The sequence below is a fragment of the Novosphingobium resinovorum genome, from assembly GCF_027922145.1.
Taxonomy (GTDB): domain Bacteria; phylum Pseudomonadota; class Alphaproteobacteria; order Sphingomonadales; family Sphingomonadaceae; genus Novosphingobium; species Novosphingobium resinovorum.
Window position 1 is genome coordinate 324,396 of sequence record NZ_BSFC01000044.1, and the last position, 17,582, is coordinate 341,977.

The following is a 17,582-nucleotide window of genomic DNA, read 5'->3' on the forward strand; positions in this document are numbered from 1 at the left end:
GTGGCTATGACCATCACACCGGTATCCGTCAGTTGACGAGCGAAGCTTCCTCTATGTCGATCCTTGTTCCTGTAATTCTCTGCGGCGGTAGCGGCACGCGGTTGTGGCCGCGCAGCCGGGCCGTGATGCCCAAGCCGTTCCTGCCGCTGGTCGGCGACAGTACCCTGTTCGAAGCGGCGCTGGCGCGGTGCCCCGGTTCCGAGGGTTTTGCGGCCCCGGTCGTGGTGACCGGTCACAAGCACCTGGCCCATGTCGAAGCGCAGCTCGGCGCGGTCGAGGGCGCGCAGGTCATCGTCGAACCCTCGGCGCGCAACACCGCCGCCGCCATTGCGCTCGCCGCCTGTCGCCTGCCCGAGGACGCGGTGATGCTGGTCTGCCCGAGCGATCACCACATCGGCAATACCGAGGCTTTCGCGGTCGCCGCAGCCGCTGCGGCGGGGTTGGCGCAGCAGGGCTGGCTGGTGTCCTTCGGCATCGAGGCGACGGCGCCCGAAACCGGCTTCGGCTACCTCAAGCGCGGCGAGGCAATTCCCGAGCACGGCGGTTTCCGCACCGCGCAGTTCGTCGAGAAGCCGGATCTGGAGCGCGCCAAGGCGTTCCTTGCCGAAGGGATCTACGCCTGGAACGGCGGCATCTTCGCGTTCCGGGTGAAGGACTTCCTCGCCGAACTGACCGCGCACCGCCCGGACGTTGCCACCAGCGTCGCTGATGCGGTGGCGAAGGGCGCCGAGGACGGCCAGCGCTTCCATCCCGATGCGGCGACCTTTGCCGAAGTGCCCAGCGTCTCGGTCGATTACGCGGTGATGGAGAACACCACCCGCGCGGCGATGGTGCCTGCCGACATGGACTGGTCCGACATCGGCAACTGGCAGGCGCTGCACGAGGCGCTGGAAAGCGATGAGCACGGCAATTCGGTACGCGGTTCGGGCACGGTCGAGATGGTCGATTGCCGGGGTGTGCTGGTCGACAGCGACGGTCCGCGCGTCTCTGTGATCGGGCTGGAGGACGTGATCGTCGTCGTCGATGGCGATGACATCATGATCACTACGGTTGCCGGCGTGCAGAAGGTGGGCAATCTTTCCGGCGCCAGGAATCAGTGAGTATTCGCCGATGACCGACGCCCGCGCTTCCTCCTCGCTGCCGATCCGACAGGTCGAGAAGCCCTGGGGCCTGGACGTCCTGCCTGCGCCGTTCGAGGCGCCCGAGGGCCAGCGCATCGGCGAAATCTGGTTCGAGCCGCCCGCCGCTCTGCCCGAGCTTCTGGTCAAGTACATCTTCGCCGGCGAGGCGCTGTCGGTGCAGGTCCACCCTTCCGACGCGCAGACGCTGGCCAAGGGCATCGGGCGGCAGGGCAAGGAGGAATGCTGGCTGATCGTCGCTGCCGAGCCGGGCGGCAAGCTGGGCATCGGCTTCGACCGGGAGATCGGCGAGGATGCGATGCGCGCCGCCGCGCTTGACGGGTCGATCGAACACCTGATGACCTGGCACGAGGTCGTGCCGGGCGACTTCTTCTACATCCCGGCCAATACCGTCCATGCCATCGGCGCGGGCGTCAGCTTGATCGAGGTGCAGCAGAACAGCGACATTACCTATCGCCTCTACGATTACGGCCGCCCGCGCGAGCTGCATCTGGAGGACGGGATGGCGGTATCGCACGGCGAGCCGTACTCGCGTGAGCAATGGTTCAAGCACGTGCCGCTGGACGGTTCGCAGGTGTTGGTCGATGGCCCGCTCTTCGTGCTGGACCAGATCGCGGGCGTGCCGTCGCAGGAGATCGCAATGCGCTATCCCGATGCACTGCTGGTGATCCCGCGCGAGGGCGCGGTCGAAGTCGCGGGCGAGTCCATCGCGCCCGGCAGCTGTGCGCTGGCGATGAGCCTCGCCGACGTGCGATTTGCGGAAAACGGCGTTTGCCTGCTGACGAGGCCCTGTAAAATCGCGTCCTGACGGTGCATGAAGGGGGACATGATCGTCCAGACCATCCAGTTGGCACTGACGCCGGTTTTCGTGCTCGTGGCCATCGGCAATATCCTCAACATCCTCTCGACGCGGCTCGGGCGCGTGGTCGATCGCGCGCGCATCCTGCAGGAGCGGCACGGCACCACGCAGGGCATGGAGCACGACATCGTCGTCAGCGAACTGCGGCTGGTGAACCGGCGCATGACGCTGATCACCCAGGCGGTGCGCTTCATGGTGCTCTCGGCGCTGGCGATCGGCGTGACGGTGGCGGTGCTGTTCCTGTCCGGCCTTGGCGGGATGGACTGGCATGCGGCGGCGGCGGTGACCTTCCTTGCGGCGATCGTGCTGCTGCTCGTCGCGCTCGTGCTGTTCCTGCGCGAGACGCAAGTGGCGGCCGACGCGCTGCGCATTCCCAGCGACTATCTGGAACTTCATCGCCACATCTGAGAATCCGCTAAGAAAATGCCCTCTTGGGCATTTTCCAAACAGACTCTGAAACGCTATCGCCGCCGCGATTGGAGTTCACGCGCTTTGCCCTAGTCTCTCCGGCGGGAGAGACAATCATGGGCGACGGCAGGGCACTACAGGAATGGAAGCGCGGCTGGCCGGTGGTCGTCGCGGCGATGGCGGGGTTCTCGTTCTTCTCGGTGCTGATCTCGGCGACCGGGCTGTTCATCGAGCCGCTGGAACGGGCTTTCGGATGGGACCGGGCGACGCTGTCGATGGGACCGGCGATCGCGACCGCTGTGACGGCGCTCCTGTCGCCTTTCTACGGTGCGCTGATCGACCGCTTCGGCTCGCGGCGGCTGGGACTGCCGGGGGTGGTCGTGACGATGGCGGGCACTTGCATGTTCGCCTTTGCCAGCGGATCGAAGCTGCAGTGGGTGGTGATGTGGATCGCCTTCGGGCTGATCCTGACGTCCATCAAGTCGACGATCTGGACGACGGCGGTAGCAGGCACGTTCGACAAGGGCAGGGGCCTTGCGCTCGGCCTTGCCGTGACCGGCCCGGCCATCGCGCAGACGCTGGTGCCGCCGCTCGGCAACTTCCTGATCGAGAGTTTCGGCTGGCGCGCCGCCTATGTGTGGTTCGGGCTCGGCTGGGGCGGGGTGACGCTGCTGGTATGCTGGCTGTTCCTGCGCGATGCCCACGATCGGCGGCCGAAAGCGGACGGAGCCGTGCGCGCCGTGCTGCCGGGCCTGCACAAGCGTGAGGCACTGCGAAGCCGGGCCTTGCTTCAGGTAGCGGTGTCGTCCTTCGTGGTGATGGCGATGACCATCGGGCTGGGCATCCACCTTTTCCCGATCCTTACCGAAGCGGGCGTAGCGCGCAGCGAGGCGGCTTGGCTGCTGTCGCTGGGCGGCATAGCGGGCATCGTCGGCAAGCTGGTGACCGGGGCGCTGCTCGACCGGTTCCGGCCGAACTGGACCGGCAGCCTGACGATGGGTGTGACGGCGGTGACGTTCGTGGTGCTGATCCGCTTCCTCGATTCGATGCCCGCGCTGATCGCGGCGCTCGTCATCAACGGCTATGCGGCGGGCTCCAAGACGCAGATCACCGCGTTCCTGACCGCCGGATATGCGGGGATGCGCAATTTCGGGATGATCTACGGCGTCATGTCGGCGCTGGTGGCGCTGGCTTCCGGGCTTGGCCCGTGGATCGCGGGGAAGGTCTACGATACCTCGGGCGGGTACGAGCCGTTCCTCTGGGCGGGTGCGGTCGGCTGCGTACTGGGCGGCGGGCTGCTGCTGGCGTTGCCGCCGATGCCGAAATGGGATCAGGCAGAGGCTGAGTCCTCCCTGGAACGCAGACAATAAAAAAGCGGGGCGCCTTCCGACGCCCCGCTTTCTGTTTCATTGTACCGGAACGATCAGGCCGCCAGCTTGAACGGCTCGATCTCGCCCGAGAGGTACAGCTTCTTGGCCTTGGCGCGGCTGAGCTTGCCCGAGCTGGTGCGCGGCAGGCTCTTGGGCGGCACCAGTTCGACCACGCAGTTCATGCCGGTGATCGAGCGCACCTTGTCACGGATCAGGTCGCGCAGTTCGACGCGCTTGACCGGATCGGAGACGCGGCAGTGGACGAGCACGGCGGGGGCTTCCTCGCCGTTGTCCGTCTCCACCGAGAACGCCGCGATGTCGCCGTGGTTGAAGCCGGGAAGCTGCTCCACGGCCCACTCGATGTCCTGCGGCCAGTGGTTCTTGCCGTTGATGATGATCATGTCCTTGGCGCGGCCGACGATGAACAGGTAGCCGTCCGTCATGTAGCCCATGTCGCCGGTGTCCAGCCATCCGTCGACGAGGCACGCGGCGGTCGCCTCGGGGTCGCGGAAGTAGGAATGCATCACCGACGTGCCGCGGCACCAGACCTTGCCGATCTTGTGGTCGCCCAGCGTGTCGCCGTTTTCGCCGCGGATCACCACTTCCATGTCGCGCACGGCCTTGCCGCAGTTGACGATGGCGCGGTAGCGGGCCGGGCGGTTGAGATCGCGCGGCGCGCCCGAGAGGCGCTCCTCCTCGACCAGTTCGACGCGGATGCCTTCGCCCGGCGGCATGACGGTGACCGCCAGCGTCGCTTCGGCCAGGCCGTAGCTGGGCAGGAACGCGGATGCCTTGAAGCCAGCATCGGCGAAGGCGTTGACGAAGCTCTGCATCACGTCCGGGCGGATCATGTCCGCGCCGTTACCGGCGATGCGCCAGCGCGACAGGTCGAAGCGATCGCTGACCGGGCTCTGGCTGGAGATGCGACGGGCGCAGATGTCGTAGCCGAACGTCGGCGAATAGGACGCCGAAGTGCCCTTGTTGCGGGTGATGAGGTCCAGCCATGCCAGCGGGCGACGCGCGAAATCCTCGGTCTTGAGGTAATCGGCGGAGACCTGGTTGGCGATCAGCGACAGGAAGCAGCCGACGAGGCCCATGTCGTGATACCACGGCAGCCACGAGATGCAGCGGTCGCTGTCCTGGAACTGCATGCCGTGCGCGTGGCTGGCAAGGTTCGACAACAGCGAGCGGTGAGTCACCGCGACGCCGTGCGGGAAGCGGGTGGAGCCCGAGGAATACTGCAGGTAGCAGATATCGTCCGGATCGGCCTTGGGCAGCGCGACTTCGGGCGCATCTTTCGCAGCGAAATCGGCCCAGGTGGCATGGGCACAGCCCTGACGCTCGGCCGCAGCGGCGGTCATCGTGGCGATCTCGTCCGGACCGATCAGCAGGATCGGGTCGGAGCTGGAGAGCTGCACGGCCAGCTGGTCGATGTAGTTGTCCTTGCCGCCGAAGCTGGTGGGCAGCGGCAGCGGCACCGGCCAGGCACCCGCGTAGACCGCGCCGCAGAACAGTGCCGCGAAGTCCTGCCCGGTTTCGGCGATGAGGGCGATGCGATCGTCCTTCTTCACGCCGCGCGCGATCAGCGCATAAGCGACCTTGAGCGCGTCTTCGCGCAGTTCCGAGAAGGGATAGACGCGCGTGAGCGTGCCGCGCGGATCGTGGAAATTGAACCCGCGTTTGCCTGTGGCGGCATAGTCCAGGGCGTCGCCGAAAGTGGCGAAATCGGCGAAAATGCGCGGCAGCGCATCCTCGTTGGGGGTGGGGATAAGTGCCTGCCCCGTATTCGGCACCAGTTCGATGGTGTCGGCCATATGATCTAACCCGTTGTAGTTATACCGTTACTCTCGCGAGACCGGCGCTTCTATCCGGTCCAATCTGAACCGGAGGTAGCTGTGTTGCGTCCCAGTACGGTCTCACGCACTCTCCCCATTTCCAGCCGAGTGTGGCACGAATAGGGCAGCATGTCGGACAAGCGTCGCAATCCACAGCGTGGACCACACCCACTCGACCCGAACCGTCTGGAGGAACTGGCGCTGGCCTATGTCGCGCGTTTCGCCACGACGCAAGCCAAGTTGCGCGGTTATCTGCAGCGCAAACTGAGGGAGCGCGGCTGGTCGGAAGAGGCCCAGTCGGAAGGACGGGGCCCCGATGTTGAGGCGCTGGTCGAGCGCTATGCACAGAAGGGCTACGTCGACGATGCCTCGTGGGCGCGGATGAAGGCGGGCAGCCTGCTGCGGCGTGGCTATGGCGCGCGCCGGGTCGGCGAGGCGCTGGGGCAGGCAGGGGTGGACGAAACCCTGCGCGCCGAGGCCCGGCCCGGCATTGCCGAGCAGCGCCGCGCGGCGCTGGTGCTGGCGCGGCGGCGCCGGTTCGGTCCTTTCGCCGTTCAGGTTGCGGAAGACCCCAAGGTGCAAGATCGGCAACTCGCCGCGATGCTGCGCGCCGGGCACCCGCTCGACATCGCGCGCCGGATCGTCGAGAGCGAGGACGCCGACGCGCTCGAGGAATGGTGCGAGTCGGAATTCGGAGACTATTGAATGCGCCTTACCCGCTCCACGCTTGCCGTTTCGCTGCTGCTGGCCTTCGCCGCGTGCTCGCAAGGGGGGCAGGAGGCCACGGCCAAGGCGTCACAGGCACAAGCTGCGGTGCATCCGATTTCGGGCCTGCCGGTCAAGGACCTCGAGGTGAAGTCTGCGAACGGCACCCACGCGTTCCGGGTGGAGGTCGCCTCGACGTTCAAGGAGCAGGAGCACGGCCTGATGTTCCGCTCCGAAATGGGCGCGGACGAGGGCATGATCTTCCCCAACAAGCCGCCGCGCCGTTCCGCCTTCTGGATGCGCAACACGGTGATCCCGCTCGACATCATCTTCATCGGCACTGACCACCGCATCCTCAACATCGCGGCGAACGCGGTGCCTTATGATGAGACGCCGCTGCCTTCGGACGGCATCGCTGCGGGCGTGCTGGAACTGAACGGCGGCCGCGCGGCGCAGCTCGGCATCAAGGCGGGCGACAAGGTCAGCTGGTAAGCCCACCCCCCTTCGTCATTGCGAGCGCAGCGAAGCAATCCAGGACAGTCTTGAGCCGCCCTGGATTGCTTCGCTGCGCTCGCAATGACGAGGATGGAAATGCTGCCCAATAGGCGAGGTGCCTCCCGCGTCCCGTCTGCCTTAGCTTGCCTCCCGAACGACATGGGGAGAGACGGATGGGTTCGCTGACGGGAAAGACGGCGCTGGTGACCGGCGGTTCGCGCGGGATCGGCCGGGAGGTGGCGCTGAGGCTCGCGGCGGACGGCGCCCGGGTCTGCATCAACTACAACAACAATGCGGCCGCTGCCGAAGAGGTCGTCTCGGCGATCCGCGATGCCGGGGGCGACGCCTTCGCCCTGCAGGCCGACGTCGGTTCGGCCGGGGCTATCGCGGCGATGTTCGCGGCCTTCGATGCGCAGGCGGACGGCCTCGACATCCTCGTCAACAACGCGGGAATCGGCGAGATGGCGACGATCGCCGAGACGGACGAGGCGCTCTACGACGCGATGATGCGGGTGAACGCCAAGGGGCCGTTCTTCGTCACGCAGGCGGCGCTGTCCCGGCTGCGGGGCGGCGGGCGCATTGTGAACCTTTCGTCCATGGTCGCGCGCGCCGCTTATGCATCGTGCCTGGCCTATGCCATGAGCAAGGCGGCGGTGGAGCATTTCACCCGCTCGCTGGCGCAGGAGCTGGGCGCGCGCGGTATCACCGTCAACGCGGTGGCGCCGGGCGCGACGATCACGGATTTCGCGCCCGCGCTGTTCAACGATCCGGCGACGGTGGACTATCTCGCCTCGGTCGCGGCGCTCGGGCGGGTGGGGCAGCCGGGCGACGTCGCGCGGGTGATTGGCTTCCTGTGCGGGCCCGATGGCGCATGGGTGACAGGTCAGGTGATCGAGGCGAGCGGCGGGATGCATTTGTAGCACCCGAAGGTCCCTCTTCGCGCTTGCGTTGGGGGGCGCTTCGGGGCTAGTGCGCGGCACATGGGAATCCTGTCCAAGATCTTCACCTGGTGGGACGGCGCCACCATCGGCACCTCGCTCTGGAGCTCGCGCAATGGCGAGCATGTCGGCACCGACGCGCAGGGGAACAAGTACTATCGTTCCAAGAACGCGAAAGTGAAGACGACCGAGGGCTGGGATCGCCGCTGGGTGATCTATGCCGGCGCCAACGACGCCAGCAACGTCCCCGCCGAATGGCACGGCTGGCTGCACCACTCGTACGATGGTGTGCCCGAAAGCCATCTGCCCGCGCCGCGCATCTGGGAAGTGGACTACACCCCCAACGCCACCGGCACCGCGACCGCGTATCGCCCGCAGGGCGCGCTGGAGCGTGGCGGCCGCCGTGCTGCCGCCACCGGCGACTACGAAGCCTGGTCGCCGGAAGCCTGAGGGCTCAAGCATGATTCGCTGGAGGGCTTTGACGGCACTCTCGTTGCTGTCGGTCCTGGCGGCCTGCGGTGGTGAGCCTGCGCCCGAGGCGCAGGACACCAGCGTCCCGGATGCCATCGCCGGAATGCAGGCCGGCCCTGCACAGGCCGCGAAAGGCCAGCAGATCGGCACGCCCAACAAGGACCGCGTGGTCACGCTGGGCGTCCTCAACAAGCGCAACAACCTGACGCAGGACCTGGTGATGAAGCCGGGCGAATCGCGCCGCCTCGGCAATCTCGTCGTGAAGGTCGCCACCTGCGAGAAGACGCTTCCCTGGGAAAAGCCGCAGGAAGAGGGCGCCTTCGTCCAGGTCTTCGTCGAACAGCGCCGCACCACCGAGGAAAAGCTGGCCTGGAACAAGGTGTTCTCCGGCTGGCTGTTCAAGAACAACCCCGGTGCCAACGTGGTCGAGCACCCGGTCTACGACGTCTGGGTCAAGAGCTGCGCGATGAGCTTCCCGGGCGAAGAAGCCAGTCCGCAGGACGACGCGTCGCCGAGCAGGGCTTCGAACGCCTCGGGCAGTGAGAGCACTCCGGCCCCTGCCGCGTCGCCGAGCGCTTCTCCGACGGCGGCCGATCCCGAGCCGGTCGAGGAACCCGCTGTCGAGCAATAGCCCGACTGGGCTGCCTGCAGCAGCGACAAATATTTTTTCTGCGGCATCTCCACCGCGCCCAGCGAGGCGAGGTGGGAGGTCATGAACTGGCAGTCGAGCAGGGTGATGCCGCCCCGTCGCAGCGCCGCCACCAGCCAGCACAGCGCGACCTTCGACGAATCGCTGACGCGCGAGAACATCGATTCGCCGCAGAACACCCGGTCGAAGCCGACGCCGTAGAGGCCGCCGACCAGTTCGCCATCGCGCCAGACCTCGATCGAATGCGCGTGGCCGAGGAAGTGCAGGTTCTCGTAGCTGGCCTGAATGCGGTGGCTGATCCAGCTGTCTCCCCCGTCATCATTGGCATCCCCGTCGCGCGCCTGTCTCGGCGCTGCGCATTCGTCCATGACTTGCGAGAAGGCGCGGTTGCAGGTCACCTCGAACCGCCCGCGCTTGAGCGTGCGGGCGAGGGAGGAGGATACGCGAAGCCCATCGAGCGGCAGCGTCGCGCGCAGGCGCGGTTCGATCCAGAAGATCTCCGGATCGTCGCGCGCGTCGGACATGGGAAATATCCCGCTGCGATAGGCGAGCATCAGGAGTTCAGGCTCGATGATCGGATTTGAGCGGGGCGCGTGCACGAAAACGTCCTAGCAGATGGGGATAACGAGCGCGAATCGACATATTCGCTCCGCCGGTCCACAATCGCCGCTTGCCATCGCGCAAGTCCTTCATTAGAGGCCCCCGAGCCCGCAGGAGTGTAGCTCAGTTGGTAGAGCATCGGTCTCCAAAACCGAGGGCCGTGGGTTCGAGTCCCTCCACTCCTGCCAGCATCTTCCCAAGATCGCGATAATCTTCCCTTCGGGGAGATCCGGATGCGGGGCGCCGAAGTGTGCCTTGCACGCGGGTGCTTCGACAAGCTCAGCATGAGCGGAAACGGGAAGACGGCTTCCTCATTCCGCTCATGCTGAGCTTGTCGAAGCACCATCGTCGGGTCACGACGTTCAATTGCGGGCCAAGTTGCTTTACGAGAGCCCGTTCGCCGATTCGGGCTACTAGCGGGAAGACACAGTCGTACATGCACGCCAGCGCGCATCCTGACGCCGTGGAGGCCGAAGCGGCCACCTCCAACTCCGGCACCGACACTTACAAGCGCACGCGCCACGAAGCCTTGTGGATGGGCATCGTCCTGTCGCTGCTGGCGATGCTCCCCGCGATCGTCGCCTGGGCGCCGCAGATGACCGACTATCCTTCGCACCTGGCCGGGTTCAAGGTCATGCTCGATCACGGGCACGACCCGTTCCTGACGCGCTATTTCCTGTTCAAGTGGGAGTGGACCGGCAATCTCGGCGCCGAGCTGCTGATGGTGCCGCTCACGAAGATCATGGGGCTGGAAGCTGCGGGCCGCTTCATCGTCGCGGCCATTCCGTTCCTTACCGGCATGGCGATCATGGCGGTGGAATGGAGCCTCAGGAAGCGCATCGGTGTTGGCGCGATCCTGGCCTTCGCGATGATCTGGTCGCCCTCGTTCCTGATGGGCTTCCTCAACTATTCGCTGTCGATTGCCTTCGCGCTGTTCGTGCTGGCGGGCTGGGTGCGGCTGGAGAACTGGCGCTGGCGCTGGGCGGTGATGATCCCGGCGAGCTTCGTGGTGTGGCTGTGCCACGTCTCGGGCTGGGGCGTGATGGGCGTGCTGATCTTCGGCTATGAATGGTCGAAGCGTACAAGCTGGCGGGACTGGCGGCCGTTCCTTAAGCCCTGGCCGCTGATCTTCCCGCTGCTGCCGATGCTGCTGGGCGTGGGGTCCAACTCCAAGGTGTCCTACGGGCGCTTCGGCGTGCTCGAATACAAGTGGCAGATCCTCTACCGCGCGATGCGCAGCTACGACATGACCTTCGACATCGCCAGCCTGTGCGTGGTGGTGGCGGTGATCGTGGCGGCGCTGGCGATCCGCCGTTTCGACGGGCGCGTCGGCTGGGCGGCGCTGATCCTGCTGATCCTGACGCTGGTGGTGCCGCGCCAGATCTTCGGCGGCGACTATGCCGACTATCGCCTGAGCACCGCCGCGCTGCTGGTCGCGTGCCTCGCGATCGACTGGCCGGTGCCGCGCTGGGGCCTTGCGCTGGCGGGGCTGCTGTTCACCGCGCGCATCGCCGTCACCACGGTGGTCTGGTACGAGGATGCGCAGACCGCGCGCCAGCTCGTCACCGCGCTCGATTACGTTCCCGAAGGCTCGCGCGTGGCGACGGCGATCGCGATTCCGCGCCGCCAGTGGTTCTTCGGCCCGTTCGAGCACTTCGGCAGTTACGCCGTGGTTCGCCGCAGTTCGATGGAGAATTCCAACTTCGCGTTGCCCGACGTCCACATGCTGTCGATGCGCGAAACTCGCTACCGTTTCAACGATCCGACGCAGCGCATTCTCTACAGCGACAGCCAGCGGATCGACTTGCGCAAGTTCAAGCCCGCGCGCCATGCCGACTACCTCTGGTACATCGGCACGAAGGCGCCGGTGGCGATCCCGGACGGGGCGCGGATCGTCTTCGCGACGCCCAACTCGTTCCTTGCACGCCTGCCGGACTCGGTGGACCTTGCAAATCCGGACAGTGGAAGCTAAATCCCCGTTTCCTCCCGACAGGCGGACTTCATCAGCCCCTCCCGGCCTCGGCCGGGGTGGCGATGGCCCCTAGGCGGAAGAATCGCAGAATTTTCCGTGACCAAAGCGGCATAGCTAAGAGAGCGACGTTAAGATGGCCAAGATCACCCCCGGCGAATTCATGCGCCAGGTTCAGGCGGAAACGCGCAAGATCCACTGGCCCTCGCGCCAGGAGACGGTCACGACCGCGATCTTCGTCGGCCTGATGACGGTGCTGCTGGCGGTGTTCTTCCTGGGCATCGACGCGCTGTTCGGCTGGGTCGTCAGCGCTCTGCTGAACGCCCTTTGATCGCCAGAATACAGGACTGAGAGAACACATGGCCCGCTGGTACATCATCCACGCCTACTCCGGCTTCGAGAGCAAGGTTAAGGAAGCCATCATCACCGAGGCCGAGCGCATCGGTCTGTCGCAGCTCGTCGAGGACGTGCAGGTTCCTTCGGAAACCGTCACCGAGGTGAAGCGCGGCAAGAAGGTCCAGACCGAGCGCAAGACGATGCCCGGCTACGTCCTCGCCAAGCTGACGCTGAACGACGACGTCTACCACCTCATCAAGAACACCCCGAAGGTCACCGGCTTCCTGGGTGCCAACAACAAGCCGCAGGCGATCAGCGAGAGCGAGGCCTCGCGCTACTTCGGCGCCGCCGAAGCCGCTGCCGCCGCGCCGCGCAAGACGGTCTCGATCGATTACGAGATCGGCGATTCGGTCAAGGTGCTCGATGGCCCGTTCGCGAGCTTCAACGGCATCGTCGAGGAACTCGACTTCGAGAAGAGCCGCGTCAAGGTGGCCGTCTCGATCTTCGGCCGCGCCACCCCGGTGGAGCTGGAATTCGAGCACGTCGAACTCAGCAAGTAATCTGCCGTCGCCCCGAGCGACAAGGCGCACGACAAGAAACGCCCCGCCTCAGTGCGGGGCGTTTTGCGTTTCAGGAAACCGCGAATTAACCGGTTCTGGGCTAATCGGTTCGGATGGACAGGGGGCGCCTTAGATCGCTGGACGGGCTGCGCGGCATCGCTGCGTGCGGCGTCGCGTTCTTCTACCACCCGCTGCTCGAGTTCAACGCGCATGCGATTGGACATGCGCCCGCCGTCCTTCTTTGGCTGCGCACCTGGGGCTGGACCCTGGTGGACCTGTTCTTCCTGATCTCGGGCTATGTCTTTGCCCAGGTCTATCTCGGGCGCACTGGTGGCCGTGCAGGGCTGGAGCAGTCGGCGCTTCCCGACTTCGCCATGGCCCGGTTCGCGCGCCTATATCCGTTGCATTTGCTCTTGCTGCTCGTGACGGCGGCGCTGTTCGCGTCGGAGCCGGCCAACACCGCAATAGCCTTCATGGCGCACCTGTTCATGATGCAGGCCTTCGTCGCGCCTGTCGGCCATACGTTCGATGGTCCGAGTTGGTCGCTGTCGGTAGAGGTTTTCTGCTACGCCATCTTCGCCGTCGCGGCGGCGCGTGGCGATCGGGTGCTAAGGCGCATCACGGTGGCGACAGTGGTGCTGGCGCTGGGCTACATCGTCGTGCTCGGCGGGCGCGAAGGTGGTCCCTGGGCCGCCGACTGTCTCCCACGCGGACTGCTGGGGTTTTTCCTGGGGCAGCTGTTGTGGCGCTGCAGGGAGCAGTTGCAGTCGATATGGACACCGTTTCTCGTCGTCGTCCTTGCCCTCGGTCTTGCGATCGACATGGGCGCGGCATGGAGCCCGCTGCCGCCGTTGTGCCTGCTGGCATGGCCTTGCGTCCTGGCTCTCGCGCTCCGTATCCCTGCGCTGGGGAGCCGGGCGATGGTCTGGCTGGGGGACCGCAGTTATACGATCTATCTCGTCCATTACCCGATCCTGCTTTGCTTCCGGCCGGACTTGAACGAGCAGCAGAACGTCTGGCTGGCGTCTGCCGGAACGCTGGGTTACGTGGCGATCGTTCTGGCGGCCAGCGCGGCTATCTATCGTTTCTTCGAGATGCCCGCCGGTCGCATGATCCGCGCTGCGTGGGGGCGTCGGCATTTGGCGGCGAACGCGGTGGCCACGGCCTGAAACGGGCTCTTCCCTTTCCTGCGCTTTTCCTATAGGGGCGCCCCCTTCGGACATGGCCTTGCCGTGCCCGATTCCCTGCGGGAGGGGTGCTGATCACACGGCGCCCCGCCAAAACCGCTAGACATGAGCCTCGGGAAACCGGGGCGACAGTGTGAAAAGGAGCGGCCCCATGGCCAAGAAGATTACCGGTTACATCAAGCTGCAGGTTCCTGCAGGCAAGGCCAACCCGTCGCCGCCGATCGGTCCGGCTCTGGGTCAGCGCGGCGTGAACATCATGGAATTCTGCAAGGCGTTCAATGCCGCCACGCAGGAACTCGAGAACGGCATGCCGATCCCGACCATCATCACCGTCTACGCCGACCGCAGCTTCACCTTCGTCACGAAGACGCCGCCTGCCACCTTCCTCATCAAGAAGGCCGCCGGTCTGAAGTCGGGCTCGAAGGAGCCGGGCAAGATTTCCGCCGGTAAGATCGCGCGTTCGAAGCTGTCCGAGATCGCCCAGGTCAAGATGGCCGACCTCAATGCCAACGACATCGAGGCCGCAACGAAGATCATCGAAGGTTCCGCTCGCGCGATGGGCCTCGAAGTGGTGGAGGGCTGAGCCCATGAAGCAGACCAAGAACCAGAAGGCTCTCGCAGCCAAGCTCGGCGACAACATGAAGCTCTACGGCGTTGACGAAGCGCTGCAGACCCTGCGTGACGTCAAGGCCACCAAGTTCGACGAGACCATCGAAGTCGCGATGAACCTGGGCGTCGATCCCCGCCACGCCGACCAGATGGTCCGCGGCATGGTTTCGCTGCCCGCAGGCACCGGCAAGACCGTTCGCGTCGCCGTGTTCGCCAAGGGTGACAAGGCTGCCGAGGCTCTCGCCGCCGGTGCCGACAAGGTTGGCGCCGAAGACCTCATGGAAGACATGCAGGCCGGCAACCTCGACTACGACCGCGTCATCGCCACCCCGGACATGATGGGCGTCGTCGGCCGTCTCGGCAAGCTGCTGGGCCCCAAGGGCCTGATGCCGAACCCGAAGCTGGGCACCGTCACCCCGAACGTGACGCAGGCCGTGAAGGACGCCAAGGGCGGCCAGATCGAGTTCCGCGTCGAGAAGCAGGGCATCATCCACGCCGGCATCGGCAAGATGTCGTTCTCGGATGCCGACCTGAAGACCAACTTCTCGGCCTTCGTGGACGCCATCGTCAAGGCGAAGCCCTCGGGCGCCAAGGGCAAGTATGTCCGCAAGATCTCGCTCTCGTCCTCGATGGGCCCGGGCCTCAAGATCGACACCACCGAGATCGCCGGCGCCTGATTTCAGCGCTGACGTAAACGGACTTGAAGGGCCGGGAGGGAAACCTCCCGGCCCTTTTCGTTTGTGTCCCATTGGCGGGCTCGGTCGCGACCCTTCGACAAGCTCAGGGTGAGCGGGGTTCGTGATATGTCGCGTTAGCTCCATGCCCCCGTTCCCCACGTCCGCTCAGGCTGAGCTTGTCGAAGCCCGCCCCGGCGGTGTGTTCTCCGCCCCGTTTACGCTCGCCGCGATCGGGTGTATTGGCGTGCTGTACATATGTTCAGCATAACGCCGGGAGAGACGGCCAGATGGCTATCCGTTTCGAAGACATCAAGGAATTCATCGGTTCGCGCGTGCTCTGGGACGACCGCGCCGACTTGTTCACGCCCGAGGCGGCCGCAGCGATTCGCGCCAAGGTGGAGGCGCGCACCGTTGTGGTGTTCCCGCAGGCGAACCTCACCGACCAGGAGCAGCTCGCCATCACCGAGGCGATGGGCGAGAAGATTCGCCTGACGGCGCGCAACAACGTGCAGAACAACGACCAGGACGTCTACCAGGTCACGCTGGACGAGAAGATCAACCCGCAGCCCGAATACGTGCTGGGCACCTTCTTCTGGCACATGGACGGCATCACGGTGGACATGCCGCCGCCCTTCGCGACGCTGCTGTCCTGCCGCATCGCGCCCGACAAGGGCGGCGAGACCGAGTTCGCCAGCACTTATGCCGCTTACGAGGGCCTTCCCGAAGAGGAGAAGCAGGCGCTCGAGGGGCTGAAAGCGGTGCATTCGGTGCGCGCGAGCCTCTCGCCGATCGCCGATGCCATCCCGGAAAAGCACCGCGAGAAGGTGCTCGGCATCGGCCTGATCAAGGAGCATCCGCTGGTGTGGACGCACGAGTCGGGGCGCAAGTCGATGGTCATCGGCACCACGGCGGACCACATCGTCGGCATGGAAGTCCCGGCGGGCCGCGCCATGCTGATCCGCCTGCAGGAATGGGCGGCGCAGCCCGCGTTCTCGCTGCGGCACAAGTGGACCAAGGGCGACTTCGTGATCTGGGACAACACCGGCGCGATGCACCGGGCGATCCCCTACGACAAATCGACCGGGCGCATGATGCACCGCACCTCGATCGCCGGGACCGAGGCGGTCGCGGCGTAACCGTGCTTTGAAGCGGTTCGTCATTGCGAGCGAAGCGAAGCAATCCAGGGCGGCGTAGTGCAGCCCTGGATTGCTTCGCTTCGCTCGCAATGACGTGGAAGAGTTTAACGAGTCGTGAGATTGGCCGCCGTGTAGCACTCGACAAGGTAAGCCAGCGGGCGTCCGTCGGGCAGGACCAGCATCGCCTGATGCGTCGAGATCGTGTTCGCCGGGCAATTCTCCGCCGGTCCCGCCACCGTCGCGAGCGGACGCCGCTTGAACCCGAGCGGGGCGACGACTTTGCCGAACGGCGTATTCGTCACGCGCAGAGCCTCGTTCATCGCGGGCGTCAGCCGTGCCGGGACGTACCAGTTCCACGCGACCGAAAGCACCGTGCCGCCGCAGCTCAGGCGCACATTGCGCAAGGCGAAAGTCTCGCCGTCCGCAAGTCGGAGATGCTCGCGCATCGCTGCGGGAGGAGCCTCGCCGCTGGTGGCCAGCGTCTGCGCGGTGATCCGCGGATCGGTGACGCCGCGCATGCCGCACCATTCCTCCAGCGCTAGGGTTGCGCTGTCGTGGCGGCGCAGGACCGTCTCGAACTGTTCCAGCGTGGCGGCGGGCATTGCCGGCGAAGTCGCGGATGCCATCACGGCCATGATCGCAGCAGACGCGGCAAGCTCAAATGCCACCGGGGATCGCCGGGCGGCCCATCGCCGCCAGTCCTTCGACGAGCGCGCGGGTGCAGGCGGCGAGATCCTCGGCGCTGACCGAACGGATCACGAAATTCGCGCCGGTGCGCCCTTCGCCCCAGAACGGGTAGGAGCCGATCTGGCAGGTCTCGAACGTCTTTTCGGTTTCGCGCAGCAGTTCGGCCACTTCGCTTTCACCCACCCAGCACCCGACCGTCTCGGACAGCAACGGCGCGCCGCCCTCAAGCTGGCCGGAAAGTGCGTCGAGCATGCCTGCGGTGATGCTGGGCACGCCGGCCATGATGAACACGTTGCCGCAGCGGATGCCCGGCGCGCCGGTGTAGCGATTGGGGATCAGGCTGGCACCGTCCGGCGTGCGCGCCATCCGTAGGCGTGCCTCGGTCAGGCCGCCGCGCGTTGTGTAGTATTCTTCCAGGATCGCGCGGGCTTCGGGATGGACGATGACCGGCACGCCCAGCGCCTCGGCGATGGCGTCCACGGTGATGTCGTCATGCGTGGGGCCGATGCCGCCGGTGGTGAAGCAGTAGTCGTTGCGCGCGCGCAGGGTGTTCACCGCCTCGACGATGGATGGCGTCTCGTCGGCGACGACGCGCACTTCCTTCAGGCGGATACCCTGGATCTGCAACCAGGTGGCGACCTGGGCGATGTTCTTGTCGTGCGTGCGGCCCGAGAGGATTTCGTCGCCGATGACGACGAGGGCGGCGGTGAAGATTCGCTGCTGGGAAGCCATGGCGGTATCGCTAGGGCAAATGGGCGCGCGGGGCTAGGGGGCTCGCAAATCTGCTCGCGGGCGCAAAAAGAAAGGGCCGGTCCGAAGACCAGCCCTGTAGAAGTTTTGGGAGAGGATGCCTGAAAGGCGAGTTCCTTATGTTCGGAATCGCGCTTTGCTGCAAATGCGAAAAGATTGAGCAAAGTTGCAAGGAATGCAACTTGAAGCGTGTATCGTGGGA

19 protein-coding genes, 1 tRNA gene and 1 pseudogene are annotated in these 17,582 nt (G+C 65.7%); 17 read left to right on the top strand and 4 right to left on the bottom strand.

Annotated elements, in window-relative coordinates:
* The first annotated feature begins 53 nt into the window (after positions 1 to 53).
* From PKE80_RS24195 to PKE80_RS24210, 4 genes are all read left to right on the top strand, one after another.
* Positions 54 to 1,100: a mannose-1-phosphate guanylyltransferase gene (locus PKE80_RS24195; RefSeq protein ID WP_271184675.1), complete on the top strand. Its 1,047-nt coding sequence runs from the start codon at positions 54 to 56 to the stop codon at positions 1,098 to 1,100.
* Between the two features lie 10 nt (positions 1,101 to 1,110).
* Complete coding sequence (locus PKE80_RS24200) at positions 1,111 to 1,947, top strand: class I mannose-6-phosphate isomerase (protein WP_271184676.1); 837 nt, start codon at positions 1,111 to 1,113, stop codon at positions 1,945 to 1,947.
* A gap of 6 nt (positions 1,948 to 1,953) precedes the next feature.
* On the top strand, positions 1,954 to 2,406 hold the full coding sequence (locus tag PKE80_RS24205; RefSeq protein ID WP_271184677.1) for a DUF2721 domain-containing protein: 453 nt from the start codon (positions 1,954 to 1,956) through the stop codon (positions 2,404 to 2,406).
* 116 nt (positions 2,407 to 2,522) lie between these two features.
* Positions 2,523 to 3,776 carry an MFS transporter gene (locus PKE80_RS24210; protein WP_271184678.1) on the top strand — a complete coding sequence of 418 codons (1,254 nt, stop codon included), beginning with the start codon at positions 2,523 to 2,525 and terminating at the stop codon, positions 3,774 to 3,776.
* A gap of 53 nt (positions 3,777 to 3,829) precedes the next feature.
* On the opposite strand, the gene PKE80_RS24215 is transcribed toward PKE80_RS24210, so the two are convergent.
* Complete coding sequence (locus PKE80_RS24215; RefSeq protein ID WP_271184679.1) at positions 3,830 to 5,590, bottom strand: fatty acyl-AMP ligase; 1,761 nt, start codon at positions 5,588 to 5,590, stop codon at positions 3,830 to 3,832.
* 150 nt (positions 5,591 to 5,740) lie between these two features.
* On the opposite strand from PKE80_RS24215, the gene PKE80_RS24220 reads away from it, so the two are divergent.
* The 5 genes and pseudogenes from PKE80_RS24220 to PKE80_RS24240 form a co-directional block, all read left to right on the top strand.
* The gene (locus PKE80_RS24220; protein ID WP_271184680.1) at positions 5,741 to 6,316 is read left to right on the top strand and encodes a regulatory protein RecX; all 576 of its coding nucleotides are present in this window, start codon (positions 5,741 to 5,743) and stop codon (positions 6,314 to 6,316) included.
* Positions 6,317 to 6,808, top strand: coding sequence for a DUF192 domain-containing protein (locus tag PKE80_RS24225; protein WP_271184681.1), 492 nt, complete (start codon positions 6,317 to 6,319; stop codon positions 6,806 to 6,808).
* A gap of 176 nt (positions 6,809 to 6,984) precedes the next feature.
* Positions 6,985 to 7,731, top strand: a complete 747-nt coding sequence (locus PKE80_RS24230) for an SDR family oxidoreductase (RefSeq protein ID WP_271184682.1) — start codon at positions 6,985 to 6,987, stop codon at positions 7,729 to 7,731.
* 60 nt (positions 7,732 to 7,791) lie between these two features.
* Positions 7,792 to 8,199, top strand: coding sequence for an NADH:ubiquinone oxidoreductase subunit NDUFA12 (locus tag PKE80_RS24235; RefSeq protein ID WP_008830824.1), 408 nt, complete (start codon positions 7,792 to 7,794; stop codon positions 8,197 to 8,199).
* A 241-nt stretch (positions 8,200 to 8,440) separates the two neighbouring features.
* Positions 8,441 to 8,623 (top strand): annotated as a pseudogene (locus PKE80_RS24240) (DUF2155 domain-containing protein); the annotation flags it as partial.
* A gap of 35 nt (positions 8,624 to 8,658) precedes the next feature.
* Here PKE80_RS24240 and aat read toward each other — a convergent pair.
* A complete protein-coding gene (aat, locus tag PKE80_RS24245) occupies positions 8,659 to 9,468 on the bottom strand; it encodes a leucyl/phenylalanyl-tRNA--protein transferase (protein ID WP_271184683.1) in 810 nt (269 codons plus the stop codon).
* Positions 9,469 to 9,581: 113 nt separating this feature from the next.
* Here aat and PKE80_RS24250 point away from each other — a divergent pair.
* The 8 genes from PKE80_RS24250 to PKE80_RS24285 all read left to right on the top strand — a co-directional run bounded on the left by PKE80_RS24250 (position 9,582) and on the right by PKE80_RS24285 (position 15,943).
* A tRNA-Trp gene (locus tag PKE80_RS24250) sits at positions 9,582 to 9,657 on the top strand.
* Between the two features lie 248 nt (positions 9,658 to 9,905).
* On the top strand, positions 9,906 to 11,441 hold the full coding sequence (locus PKE80_RS24255) for a hypothetical protein (RefSeq protein WP_271184684.1): 1,536 nt from the start codon (positions 9,906 to 9,908) through the stop codon (positions 11,439 to 11,441).
* A 133-nt stretch (positions 11,442 to 11,574) separates the two neighbouring features.
* Positions 11,575 to 11,769 carry a preprotein translocase subunit SecE gene (gene secE, locus PKE80_RS24260; RefSeq protein ID WP_008830820.1) on the top strand — a complete coding sequence of 65 codons (195 nt, stop codon included), beginning with the start codon at positions 11,575 to 11,577 and terminating at the stop codon, positions 11,767 to 11,769.
* A gap of 28 nt (positions 11,770 to 11,797) precedes the next feature.
* Complete coding sequence (gene nusG, locus PKE80_RS24265) at positions 11,798 to 12,334, top strand: transcription termination/antitermination protein NusG (RefSeq protein WP_008830819.1); 537 nt, start codon at positions 11,798 to 11,800, stop codon at positions 12,332 to 12,334.
* A gap of 113 nt (positions 12,335 to 12,447) precedes the next feature.
* A complete protein-coding gene (locus PKE80_RS24270) occupies positions 12,448 to 13,503 on the top strand; it encodes an acyltransferase family protein (RefSeq protein WP_271184685.1) in 1,056 nt (351 codons plus the stop codon).
* Positions 13,504 to 13,672: 169 nt separating this feature from the next.
* Positions 13,673 to 14,104 carry a 50S ribosomal protein L11 gene (gene rplK / locus PKE80_RS24275; protein WP_008830816.1) on the top strand — a complete coding sequence of 144 codons (432 nt, stop codon included), beginning with the start codon at positions 13,673 to 13,675 and terminating at the stop codon, positions 14,102 to 14,104.
* A gap of 4 nt (positions 14,105 to 14,108) precedes the next feature.
* Positions 14,109 to 14,807: a 50S ribosomal protein L1 gene (gene rplA / locus PKE80_RS24280; protein ID WP_008830815.1), complete on the top strand. Its 699-nt coding sequence runs from the start codon at positions 14,109 to 14,111 to the stop codon at positions 14,805 to 14,807.
* 287 nt (positions 14,808 to 15,094) lie between these two features.
* Complete coding sequence (locus PKE80_RS24285; RefSeq protein ID WP_271184686.1) at positions 15,095 to 15,943, top strand: TauD/TfdA dioxygenase family protein; 849 nt, start codon at positions 15,095 to 15,097, stop codon at positions 15,941 to 15,943.
* A 104-nt stretch (positions 15,944 to 16,047) separates the two neighbouring features.
* Here the strand turns inward: PKE80_RS24285 and PKE80_RS24290 are convergent, their stop codons facing one another.
* Together PKE80_RS24290 and PKE80_RS24295 are read right to left on the bottom strand one after the other, a co-directional pair.
* Positions 16,048 to 16,578 (bottom strand): hypothetical protein, encoded by a 531-nt coding sequence (locus PKE80_RS24290; protein ID WP_271184687.1) that lies wholly within the window; start codon positions 16,576 to 16,578, stop codon positions 16,048 to 16,050.
* Positions 16,579 to 16,600: 22 nt separating this feature from the next.
* Positions 16,601 to 17,362: a competence/damage-inducible protein A gene (locus PKE80_RS24295; protein WP_271184688.1), complete on the bottom strand. Its 762-nt coding sequence runs from the start codon at positions 17,360 to 17,362 to the stop codon at positions 16,601 to 16,603.
* Positions 17,363 to 17,582 lie beyond the last annotated feature (220 nt).

Coding starts and splice junctions, on each gene's coding strand:
- nusG (WP_008830819.1), top strand. CDS start 11,798: ATGGCCCGCTGGTACATCATCCACGCCTACTCCGGCTTCGAGAGCAAG.
- PKE80_RS24215 (WP_271184679.1), bottom strand. CDS start 5,590: ATGGCCGACACCATCGAACTGGTGCCGAATACGGGGCAGGCACTTATC.
- PKE80_RS24200 (WP_271184676.1), top strand. CDS start 1,111: ATGACCGACGCCCGCGCTTCCTCCTCGCTGCCGATCCGACAGGTCGAG.
- PKE80_RS24290 (WP_271184687.1), bottom strand. CDS start 16,578: ATGGCCGTGATGGCATCCGCGACTTCGCCGGCAATGCCCGCCGCCACG.
- PKE80_RS24230 (WP_271184682.1), top strand. CDS start 6,985: ATGGGTTCGCTGACGGGAAAGACGGCGCTGGTGACCGGCGGTTCGCGC.
- PKE80_RS24225 (WP_271184681.1), top strand. CDS start 6,317: ATGCGCCTTACCCGCTCCACGCTTGCCGTTTCGCTGCTGCTGGCCTTC.
- secE (WP_008830820.1), top strand. CDS start 11,575: ATGGCCAAGATCACCCCCGGCGAATTCATGCGCCAGGTTCAGGCGGAA.
- PKE80_RS24235 (WP_008830824.1), top strand. CDS start 7,792: ATGGGAATCCTGTCCAAGATCTTCACCTGGTGGGACGGCGCCACCATC.
- PKE80_RS24295 (WP_271184688.1), bottom strand. CDS start 17,362: ATGGCTTCCCAGCAGCGAATCTTCACCGCCGCCCTCGTCGTCATCGGC.
- rplA (WP_008830815.1), top strand. CDS start 14,109: ATGAAGCAGACCAAGAACCAGAAGGCTCTCGCAGCCAAGCTCGGCGAC.
- PKE80_RS24210 (WP_271184678.1), top strand. CDS start 2,523: ATGGGCGACGGCAGGGCACTACAGGAATGGAAGCGCGGCTGGCCGGTG.
- PKE80_RS24220 (WP_271184680.1), top strand. CDS start 5,741: ATGTCGGACAAGCGTCGCAATCCACAGCGTGGACCACACCCACTCGAC.
- PKE80_RS24195 (WP_271184675.1), top strand. CDS start 54: ATGTCGATCCTTGTTCCTGTAATTCTCTGCGGCGGTAGCGGCACGCGG.
- PKE80_RS24270 (WP_271184685.1), top strand. CDS start 12,448: ATGGACAGGGGGCGCCTTAGATCGCTGGACGGGCTGCGCGGCATCGCT.
- PKE80_RS24205 (WP_271184677.1), top strand. CDS start 1,954: ATGAAGGGGGACATGATCGTCCAGACCATCCAGTTGGCACTGACGCCG.
- PKE80_RS24255 (WP_271184684.1), top strand. CDS start 9,906: ATGCACGCCAGCGCGCATCCTGACGCCGTGGAGGCCGAAGCGGCCACC.
- rplK (WP_008830816.1), top strand. CDS start 13,673: ATGGCCAAGAAGATTACCGGTTACATCAAGCTGCAGGTTCCTGCAGGC.
- PKE80_RS24285 (WP_271184686.1), top strand. CDS start 15,095: ATGGCTATCCGTTTCGAAGACATCAAGGAATTCATCGGTTCGCGCGTG.